12 protein-coding genes are annotated in these 10063 nt (G+C 42.7%); 6 read left to right on the plus strand and 6 right to left on the minus strand.

Features of this window, described 5'->3' with window-relative positions:
• Window positions 1-36 precede the first annotated feature (36 nt).
• The 3 genes from SLU01_RS14385 to SLU01_RS14395 are packed head-to-tail and all read left to right on the plus strand — an operon-like array spanning window position 37 to window position 2285.
• On the plus strand, window positions 37-783 hold the full coding sequence (locus SLU01_RS14385) for a methionine ABC transporter ATP-binding protein (protein WP_147059539.1): 747 nt from the start codon (window positions 37-39) through the stop codon (window positions 781-783).
• Window positions 776-1438: a methionine ABC transporter permease gene (locus SLU01_RS14390; protein WP_147059541.1), complete on the plus strand. Its 663-nt coding sequence runs from the start codon at window positions 776-778 to the stop codon at window positions 1436-1438. The genes SLU01_RS14385 and SLU01_RS14390 overlap by 8 nt, the downstream gene beginning before the upstream one ends.
• Before the next feature lie 16 nt (window positions 1439-1454).
• Window positions 1455-2285 (plus strand): MetQ/NlpA family ABC transporter substrate-binding protein, encoded by an 831-nt coding sequence (locus tag SLU01_RS14395; RefSeq protein WP_147059543.1) that lies wholly within the window; start codon window positions 1455-1457, stop codon window positions 2283-2285.
• A 200-nt stretch (window positions 2286-2485) separates the two neighbouring features.
• Here the strand turns inward: SLU01_RS14395 and SLU01_RS14400 are convergent, their stop codons facing one another.
• The 4 genes from SLU01_RS14400 to SLU01_RS14415 all read right to left on the minus strand — a co-directional run bounded on the left by SLU01_RS14400 (window position 2486) and on the right by SLU01_RS14415 (window position 5642).
• Window positions 2486-3598 carry a DUF4179 domain-containing protein gene (locus SLU01_RS14400; RefSeq protein WP_147059545.1) on the minus strand — a complete coding sequence of 371 codons (1113 nt, stop codon included), beginning with the start codon at window positions 3596-3598 and terminating at the stop codon, window positions 2486-2488.
• Window positions 3595-4143: a sigma-70 family RNA polymerase sigma factor gene (locus SLU01_RS14405; RefSeq protein ID WP_147059547.1), complete on the minus strand. Its 549-nt coding sequence runs from the start codon at window positions 4141-4143 to the stop codon at window positions 3595-3597. The genes SLU01_RS14400 and SLU01_RS14405 overlap by 4 nt, the downstream gene beginning before the upstream one ends.
• A 243-nt stretch (window positions 4144-4386) precedes the next feature.
• Window positions 4387-5088 (minus strand): YjjG family noncanonical pyrimidine nucleotidase, encoded by a 702-nt coding sequence (locus SLU01_RS14410; protein WP_147059549.1) that lies wholly within the window; start codon window positions 5086-5088, stop codon window positions 4387-4389.
• 47 nt (window positions 5089-5135) lie between these two features.
• Window positions 5136-5642: a DUF1648 domain-containing protein gene (locus tag SLU01_RS14415; protein ID WP_147059551.1), complete on the minus strand. Its 507-nt coding sequence runs from the start codon at window positions 5640-5642 to the stop codon at window positions 5136-5138.
• A gap of 237 nt (window positions 5643-5879) precedes the next feature.
• Here SLU01_RS14415 and SLU01_RS14420 point away from each other — a divergent pair, with 237 nt between their 5' ends.
• Complete coding sequence (locus SLU01_RS14420) at window positions 5880-6173, plus strand: DUF378 domain-containing protein (RefSeq protein ID WP_147059553.1); 294 nt, start codon at window positions 5880-5882, stop codon at window positions 6171-6173.
• Between the two features lie 37 nt (window positions 6174-6210).
• Here SLU01_RS14420 and SLU01_RS14425 read toward each other — a convergent pair whose 3' ends face one another.
• Entirely contained in the window at window positions 6211-6786 is a 576-nt protein-coding gene (locus SLU01_RS14425; protein WP_147059568.1) for a hypothetical protein, read from the minus strand.
• Between the two features lie 124 nt (window positions 6787-6910).
• Window positions 6911-8317: a purine-cytosine permease family protein gene (locus tag SLU01_RS14430; protein ID WP_147059555.1), complete on the minus strand. Its 1407-nt coding sequence runs from the start codon at window positions 8315-8317 to the stop codon at window positions 6911-6913.
• A gap of 360 nt (window positions 8318-8677) precedes the next feature.
• On the opposite strand from SLU01_RS14430, the gene SLU01_RS14435 reads away from it, so the two are divergent.
• Both SLU01_RS14435 and SLU01_RS14440 read left to right on the plus strand, forming a co-directional pair.
• A complete protein-coding gene (locus tag SLU01_RS14435; protein WP_147059557.1) occupies window positions 8678-9220 on the plus strand; it encodes a DUF6155 family protein in 543 nt (180 codons plus the stop codon).
• 12 nt (window positions 9221-9232) lie between these two features.
• Complete coding sequence (locus SLU01_RS14440) at window positions 9233-9943, plus strand: GNAT family N-acetyltransferase (RefSeq protein WP_147059560.1); 711 nt, start codon at window positions 9233-9235, stop codon at window positions 9941-9943.
• Window positions 9944-10063 lie beyond the last annotated feature (120 nt).

A 10063-nucleotide genomic window follows, 5' to 3' on the forward strand; every position in this document is an offset into this window, starting at 1 on the left:
TAATCGCCCTTCAAATTCTCGAAAGGGGATTTTTTTATGATTAAATTACATAATGTCAGTAAAAGTTTTTCACAGTTTCAAGCAGTCTGCTCGGTCTCTTTATCGATACATAAAGGGGAAATCCATGGCATCATCGGAGCAAGTGGAGCAGGGAAATCCACTCTACTGCGACTCATGAATTTATTGGAAAGCCCGGATAGCGGCAAGGTGGAAATTAACGGTCAAACGTTAACGAGCTTGCCTGGTAAAGATCTTCGGCAAGCGCGGAAATCAATCGGAATGATCTTTCAGCATTTTAACTTGGTTGCCAATAAAACGGTTTTTGAAAATGTAATGGTATCGTTGAAGTTGGCGAATTATCCTAAGAACAAGCGAAAGGGCCGTGTAATGGAGTGTCTCCAATTTGTAGGATTGGAAAGCTTCAAGGACAAGTATCCAGCACAATTAAGCGGCGGCCAGAAGCAACGTGTTGCCATCGCCAGAGCCTTGGCAAATAGCCCGCAAGTTTTATTATGCGATGAACCGACGTCTTCACTTGACCCGAATACGACTGCTGAAATCCTAAGTGTTTTGAAGGACATCAATCGGCTAGGCGTTACGATTGTTATTGTCAGTCATGAAATGGACGTAATTAAGAGCATTTGCAATCGCGTAACAGTGATGGCGGATGGAGAGGTTTATGACACGGTAAGCATTGAACCGACAGGAATTGGATCCGCAAAGAACACTCCTGCGAATTTCGTGGAACAGCTTACGAAGATTGGTGGAACGGGCCATGCCTGAAATTTTAATACAATATAAAACAGAGATTTGGCAGTCGATTGCGGAGACTTTTGCGATGGTCGGCGTTTCCATTTTGGCAGCAATCCTTGTTGGGCTGCCTGTTGGCACATTACTTTTCCTTTGTAGGAAAGGGCAGGTTTTCGAGAATCCGTACATTTTCTCGATTGTGAATTTATTGGTGAACGTCATTCGTTCGTTTCCGTTTTTATTACTCGTCGTGTTTTTGATTCCCTTTACGAGATTGGTTATCGGGACTGCGATTGGAACAGCTGCTGCGACGGTACCCTTGTCGATCATCGCCATTGCGCATTATTCTCGCCTCGTTGAGCAATCGTTACTGGACGTGCCTAAAGGCGTGATGGAGGCGGCGGTTTCAATGGGTGCCTCTGTCAGGGAAATTATTTTCAAATTCCTTTACGTCGAGGCGCGTTCTGGACTCGTCCTCGGATTGACGACGTCGATTATCAGTTTCATTTCCTACTCGACGATTATGGGTGTTGTCGGAGGCGGCGGTATCGGCGACTTTGCAATCCGGTACGGTTACCAGCAGTTCAAAACGGATTTAATGATGTACATGATACTGATTATGGTCATACTGGTACAGCTCATCCAATTTACGGGGACAACTGTATCAAGAATGATAGATAAAAGATAATAGTAGGAGGAACAACATGAAGAAACTACTTATGCTGACAGCATTGCTGCTCGTCATATTAGCAGGTTGCGGAAGTAAAGATAAAGATGCAGAAACTCCCGCGAAAGTTCAAAAAGAAGATGAAAAAGTGACGTTGAAAGTCGCTTCATTGATTTCACCGATGACGGACATTGTTGAGCTTGTAAAGCCAAAGCTCGCCGAAGAAGGCATTGACCTCGAAATGGTTGTGTTAGGTGATAATGTCCAGCCGAACAGCGCACTTGCTGCGAAAGAAGTGGATGCGAACTTCTTCCAACACGTTCCATATATGGAGGAATTCAATCGGAGTAATGATGCAAACTTAGTTCCAATTACGCCAATTTACTTCGCGAACTACGGCGTTTACGCGAAAGATTTTAAAACAATGGATGAACTGCCTGAAGGAGCAGTCATTGCAATGGCTAATGACGTGTCTAACATCGACCGCTCATTAGCGCTGCTCGCACAACATGGCATCATCGAGCTTGGTGAAAAAACAGACACGTATTACACAAAATCGGACATCATCGACAATCCAAAAAACTACAAGTTTGAAGAAGTCGATTTATTAATGCTCGCGCGCATGTACGACGACGCGGATGCAGTCGTCATGACACCAGCTTACGCGGCCCCGCTCGGCTTGACACCGAAGAGCGATGCATTACTTACAGAAGGCATCGAGAACGACTTCGCAATCACATTGGTAGCCCGCGAAGACAATAAAGACTCGGAGCCGATTCAAAAACTGGCTGAAGCAATGACTAGCCCGGAAGTCCGTCAGTTCCTAGAAGAGAATTACGACGAGACAGCAATTCCAGCGTTTGAATAAAGGATAGAAAGAGCCATTCCTGTTATTGTAGGCAACGGGAATGGCTTTTTTTGATGGAGCAGCCGGGATATCGGTCATTTCCCAAGATATATGGTTATTTCGGGACTTTGGCACTTTGAGAATAAATGCCAAACCCATTGTATGATCGACAAAGGATGCAACTCCTATTCAGGAATTGCATCCAATCAGTCAAAAACATGTCATTTCAAATCAAACTCCATTGATTCAATCGCATATGGTTCCTTGACGAGTTCCAGCGGCCTGGAGGTTGGATCTTCATCCACCTCACTGGCAAACTTATAGACATTTACAATCGGTGTTATTGTAATGGATGTCGCGTCTTCATGGAACTGTGTCGTGGTGATTCTAGGTTTGCTAACATGGTTATTTTGAAAGTCTGTACTGTGACCTACGTCCGGGTAATAAATCATATTATATTCATTACCTAAATCATCTTTCACGCTATATTCAATCAGGACACCGCGCCATTCTTCGTCTTCCGATGCAGCGCTAGGCACGTCCACCTTTTCTGATAGATAAAGAGTGTTAGAGATTGGAGTTTTAGTCATTTTAGTCAGCGCTACATCAATTCCCTGAGCACTTGAATCAATACCCATGTCTGTAAAACTTTTTGTCTGATTATCGAGGGCCTGTAAGCTGAGTTGGAAGCTCCATTCACCTGGAAATTCATCTTTCACGTTGGACAAGTTCAGGATGCTGCTTCCATCCCAAGTTGCATTAATTGCGTCTGGTTTAGGGCCTTCAATCAACTGATAAATAAAAAGCCCAGCATACTCACGGTCACTGACTTTTTTTGTTATATACCTTGAGTAAAACCCATAATGCTCATACTCATTTCCGAATTCCTCTGCATGAAAATTTCCTTCCAGTACCGGTCTTTCTCCTAGATCATGCTCACTTTCAATTGTATAAGCAATTGCAATATTTTCCCCGTCATACACTGCATCCGTTACTGTGACTGCAATGCCGTTACTCTCTTTCGTCACGCCAATATCCGTTGAGAACGAGTCGAATTTCTCGAAGACATAGTTATCATGGTCAACAAACTGCTCAAAGAAGTTCCCAACAATCGGCAGTTTAGCAGCTAAAGCAGGAAATGCAGCGCTGAACGTGATGCCTGAGGCAACAAGAAATGCCGCGGCCACGGAAAGGTTCCTTGGCATATGATTCTTCTTCTTGGCGCCTCTTATGACTGCCCGTTTAATACGCGCCTTTTCAAGATCACTCACGTCCATCGGCTGAATGTCCGTGTTCATTTTCTGTCTGTTGAATTGTTTATAAAGTCTTTTCAAGTCAAAGCCCCTCCCAATTCCTGCAGTCTTTTTTTCCCGCGATACAGCCGATTGTCAACAGATGCTTTGGTCAGCCCGAGGTTGTCGGCAATTTCTTTGTTCCCCATGTTCAGGAAATATTTCATTGTAAAAATATCGCGGTCAACTTGCCGCATTTTTGACATCATGCGGAGCAACTCTTCAGTTGATGCTTGTACAAGAAATTCATCTTCTGCGGATTTGACGGTCATGAGATCTGCTTCAAATTCAGTGGCAATGGGTTGATTCCCTAACTTCCGCTGTGCATCGATCGCCTTGAATTTCGCGATTGTACATATCCATTTCCTAAAGTCTTCCGGCTTCCCTGAAAATTGCTTGGCATTATCAAAGGCGCCGAGGAATGTATCACTGATGCACTCCTCAATGACATGTGCGTCATTGTAGGATTGCAATGAATTATAGATGATGGCTTTCACAATCCCGCTATATTCATCAATGACAAATTCCAAAGCAGCTTCTTTGCCTCGCTTGAAATGCTTTATAAAGTTTTCAGGTGTAATCTTCATACCATCAACTCCTTCTTCTCCCGTAAAGGCCTTTACACTAAATACATCGTACCAAACTGGGGATGTTCTCAAATTTCTTTTAAAGGTCAAAATGAACCTTGAATTTTGGCAATCCAGGGGTAAATGCGGTCAAGGAAGTAAGTTTCGTGCTCAAGGAATCGAGTTACGCGGTCAAGGAATGGAGTTCCGCGCTCAACCACCATAAGCCACGTTAGAAAAAAGAAAAAAAACGACCCCGTCCATTCAACTGGACGCGATCGTTTGAGTGATTACCATCTGAAACTCTTTCCAATCATGAATTTCATATGTTGGTTGGGCTAAACCGTTATTTTCTTTTCGATTCGGATTAAACCAGCACGTATCGATGCCGAAGTTGTTGCCACCGCGGATATCTGACGAAAGCGAGTCTCCGATCATCAAAACACGTGACTTATCTTTGATTTGCAATTGCTTGCATACATGCTCGAATATTTCAGGTTGAGGTTTTTGGAAACCGATCTCTTCCGACGTGAAAATCGCTTCGAACGTATCGGTTAGCCCGGAAGCGGCAATACGCGCCAGCTGAACGTCTTTGAAGCCGTTTGTCAAAACTGCAATTCTTGCACCATTGAGGGAATGAAGCATTGACGTCACACCATCAATCAAGTGGACCTCTTTCCCTAACAAATCGAGATACATTTGCCCGAACTGCTCTGCGTCGATTTCAAGTCCACGTTCGAGGAATAACCGTCTGAACCGCTCCGTTTTCAAGTCGGCAAGTGTGGTTCTGCCTTGCTCCAAGTCCTCCCAAAGCACCGTGCTAATTGCCCGATACGAGTCCCTATAATCCGTCAACCCGTTCGGAAATCCATGTGTTGTAAACACATTTGTAAATGCATTTTTTTCTGTTTCCCCGAAATCCATCAACGTATCATCCAAGTCGAATAAAAACACATCGTACTTCATTCTTCCAACTCCTGACTGACTTAAGCTGTATATCCAGTATACCACCATTATTTATGTTTGATGGACCGGACAATGAAGAAAATCATTGAACCGAAAAATACTGCCAGGAAAATAGGTAAAAATAAAATTCCGAGAGATTCAGCTTGACCTAATGCGACTTGCACGGTTTGATAATTCAAGTAGACAAACAATAAGACACATTCATTTTTCATTACATTTAATAATAAAATTGAGTTTCTATATTGGAATTCAATGTTTCCTTCATTGAGGTTCATATAATTATGCCATTCAGGATGCTTCTCCAAAAATGTCATGAATACGGCTAAGAATGCGGCGATGGTTGGAAGCAGGATGAGCTCCCATTTTGAACCCCAACGATCAATTTCTCCCGCTCCGTTATAATGCGCCGGAACTTGGTCAGGCAGTTGGCCCCAAACGGCAATCAAATGGACAATTCCTGCCGCAAAGGCGATGCTTGCTAAAATATCGAGCGCTTTTTGTAGTGGTGACTTCGGGATCTTCAATTTTGGTTTATTGTAACTGAACTTATCCATTTTATTAAACACTCCTTCGCTGGCTTCTTTACGAATTGGCTTTGGCAAAAGCTTCATAAGAATGAACAGGAGGTTAATCTCGTTTTGGTGATAAGTTCATGCATTCGATAGATAACTTTCGATATTCGATAGGTAAACTCCACGATTCAATCGGTAAGCATAATCCATGCTCCGATGTATGATATGCCGTTTTCAGTAAAAGATAAGATGGAAAGTAGAATGAAGGAGGAATTCATGATGGGAGCAGTTCGACGGATTGCCTTGGCTTTAGCCATTATTGGCGCGTTAAATTGGGGATTGATCGCATTTTTTCAATTTGACTTAGTAGCTTCTTTGTTCGGTGGACAAGATGCTTTTCTTGCTCGTTCAGTTTATGCTCTTGTAGCACTTGGAGGATTGATTTGTTTAGGGATTTTATTCAAACCAGATGAGGAGAGGGAAGTGGCTCCACGAAGACAGCGATTTGACAATCCAAACTACAACACTGAATTTGGAGAAGAACCGGACTTCACGAAAGAACGGAAAAAATAGAACGGTGACAGGCACTCGAGCAAACACGGGGTGCCTGTCATTTTTTATCATTATCTTTGATTTCTTTAATTTCCTCCATAAGCTCCTGATACCCTTCTTCAACGTCAGTCGTAGACGGGATGAAAGGCTCTTTATTATAATCTACACGCTTCCCGTAACGGACCATTTCATAGATGATCATGCCGTTGTTCGGTTTTCCGTTAACAGTAATCATTGGTACGATATCGAATAAAACATAATAAAAAGCATAAAAAATAAACCGTTCCCAAAACGTGCGATGTCCTTCAATAATGCCGTTGGCGAGCAACGCGTTAATCGTTATAGCTATGATGAGATTGATGAGGATGGGACCTGCATAAATGCAAATATAGGCGAGCTTGCTTTTTCTTTTTATAGAATCAAATGAAAACCAACTATACATATGATAATGCTTTCTAATATCGAATATGCCCAATTTTTTAATGCGCGGCCCTGACCCGATTGTAATTCTTGGATTTTTTACGCCGAAAATAGCGCTGGCGAATAAATACCCTGATTCCCTCAGGAACACGACGACCGGCAGAATTATGAAGGCTGAAATGACAAGCGAAACTAAATAAGAAAGTCCCAACATAAGCAACACCTACCTTACGTGTCGATTGAAAAGTCTCCTTTATTCACGTACCCGGGTAGAAAGTGCTCAAACTAATGAAAAACCATACCCGCTTGTAGAGCCAAGCAGGCATGGTTAAAATCATTCAGCGTTTTAATTTGTCTTCTTCCACTATATGAGGAGGTTCTTGTACCAAATAATATGCACCTTTTGTCAGTATCGCAATGATGACTGTCAATATAGCGGCGAGCACTGCGGCAAAAAACGCAGCTGTCGATTGGAGGAACACGCCCATATAGCCAAGTGCAGCGACTGTACCGAGAATACTTGAAATCAGTAGGGACACAACGCCGACAGGATTCCATTTATACAAATAGTCTTGTGTAGCAACATAATAATTCGGTCCGATTTTCAACCATTTTTTTATGACTAGCGCATCCGTCACCAAGATGGACGCCCATGAAAACAGAAAGACGCCTTGGAATGTCATGACCGTAGCAAGGTGGTCGACAATTCCTCCGAGCATTAAAACAATCGCCGTCAGTGCGGAGACAACGACCCAAAATCGTCGGCCTGGGGTGAAACGGAAGATATTTTCAAAGAAGTTTGATAAGGAGAGTGAACTACTATAAATATTTGTGACATTAATACGTAATTGCGTCAACATTGTAAATAACGCACCGCCGATTCCGAGCAGCAGTACAATGTAAACACCTGGATCCGACTCCAAATAACGGACACCGAACCAGATACCTAATCCGCCCATAACGCCATAACAAAAAATTTGAGGAATGAACCCGATTGCTAAAGAACCAACTTTTATATCTTTAGGGCGTAAAAAACGGGCATAATCAGAAGCAAGAAGAGCGGTTAAGCCCATAATTCCATTATGCATACCAATACAGAGCAGCAATGCAGTTCCACCAAGCTGAACTCCTTCTGGCATGTAAGAGAAAACAGGACCCGTATAAATAGCAGGTTTGATAAAAGAAATGACAATCGCCGTGATCAAAAAGAAGATGAAGATCGGTAATGACCATTTCTGCAGCTTGTCCAGCTGTTTAATTCCAAACCAATTAAGAGGAATAACAATGAGTCCAAATACGAGGATTAACACCCATTTCGGAAAGGAGGGTAGAAAATGATGTACAGCCGATATGAGGATAAGACCTTCAAAGGCACAATACATAATAAAATTCGATGCGTAAATGAGAGATGTCAAAGACGCTCCAATATAGCCGAAGCCGCCGCCCCGAGACAGTAAGTTCACATTCATGCCCGTCTTGGCCGATAAATACACAATAACTGTACCGAGTATGCCAGCTACGATAATTGCGTAGCCTGCGGAAATAAGTGCATTGGGAGCCCCGAATTGGAGAGCCATCACACTTCCCATCTGGAAGTAGAAAATAGCTGTAGCGATGCCAAACGTAATGTTCGTAATGCTAAGCCAGCTAGCCTTTCGTTCCTCGCGAGGTACACGGTCCAAGGAATAGTCCTGGACGACCTCAACACCCGTGTCTTGTTGCAAAGTAGTTTGTTCTATTGACATAGATATTCAGCTCCTTATGTGAATCGCTCACTCCTTCAGCCCTTAGGCAATATTTTTAATCAAACTTCTTTTAAAATGCGCACCCCATCATTTTATCAAAAAGTAATGAAGAATGGCAAGTGATTAGCTTGGTATAGATCTGCTTTAATACGTAAATTCAATTTGAAATCAATACGACCTTGGTGAAAAAACAATATAAATATAATATTATTTAATGATGTGAGCGAAAATTATTCATGTTTGTAGTTGTTGCTGCTGTTTTTTGATTTCAAAAATGAAAAGAAGGGATTAGTATGTTTTCATCGAATAAATTAAATTAGGATTGGAATGATGCCCCTTAGAAGAAAGGAAAAGATCATGATGGCGAAATTGAAATTGACAGATGTGAAAAGATATTTAAAAGACTTGGATCAAAAGGAATTAGTGGGAATCATAACGGAACTCTATAAAGCCAATAAACCGGTCCAAGATTACTTTGCTGTTAAAATTAATGGTGAGGCAGTGGTTAAGGAGCTGTATGAAAAAGCTGCGGAAGAAGTGAACAATGAATTTTTTCCTACTAAAGGTCATGGAAAACTGCGTTTGTCCGTTGCACAGAAGGCGATAAGCGATTATAAGAAACTGACAGGAGATGCTGAGGGAACGACAGAGTTAATGCTCTATTATGTTGAGCTCGGAACAGAATTTACGAATACATACGGGGACATAGACCTCCGATTTTACAATAGCCTTCTATCTATGTATGAAAAGGTAGTGGGAGCTTGTGAGAATGAGGAACAATTATATAGCCGCTTTAGCGATCGCCTGTACAATGTAGTAGAAAATAGCGAGGGAACGGGCTGGGGGTATCATGAGGGCCTTTGCGATATTTATTATTCATTGGGCTGGTTGGAAGAAGAGTAAGGGGGACGTGATGTGAATTTGTTTAATACGATCGAGAAGGATCAGGAATATTGGCTTGTTGACCAAGTGAAGTTAAAGGGGGCGTCCGAGCAGGAATATCGAGAAGCTTTTAGTAGTTTGCTTGATGAGTGGAGGAAAAAGCAAATTGGCTATTTGTCTCTTTTAATGGATGCCGCGCATGAGGACTGGTTGTTGGAGCAAGGTTTCCACAAGATTTCAACGATCGTCGAATATGCAAGGACGTTGGATGATTCTTCCTCGGTTGAATCGGAGATATCCGTTGGGGCGTTGGCAGAAGGGGGGATGGCAGATTCGGATTTCGCGGAGCTGTATGAACGATGCCGCAGCGGATCTGCAAATAAAAATAAGTTGTTCACGATTGAACAAGTGATGGAGTCGCTTGAAAATGAACTTGGTACGGATTGGAGAAGTTCTTGCTACATTTTCCGGAAATCCGACGAGCCGATTGGCTTGAGCATCCCCATTATCGAGCAAGGAACTGTCGATGAGGGGCGTCTGTTTTATTTCGGGGTCGTGCCGGAATGGAGAGGGAAAGGATATGGTACTGAGCTTCATCGAATTTCACTGCAATTGTTGAAGTCGATAGGCGCAACGAAGTACGTCGGCAGCACCGACGAAGCAAATCGTCATATGATCGGCATATTTGAGCGAAATGGTTGCGAGCTGAGGGACAGGAAAGGAATTTACCGGGTGGATCGTTGAGGCGAGTGATTGTTCATGAAGAGTTCTCGTTAAGTTGTAGGGATTACTCATTGAAGCATGAAGAGTTCTCGTTAAGTTGCAGGGAGTTCTCATTGAAGCATGAAGAGTTCTCGTTAAGTT

It is taken from the genome of Sporosarcina luteola, from assembly GCF_007991495.1.
Taxonomy (GTDB): domain Bacteria; phylum Bacillota; class Bacilli; order Bacillales_A; family Planococcaceae; genus Sporosarcina; species Sporosarcina luteola.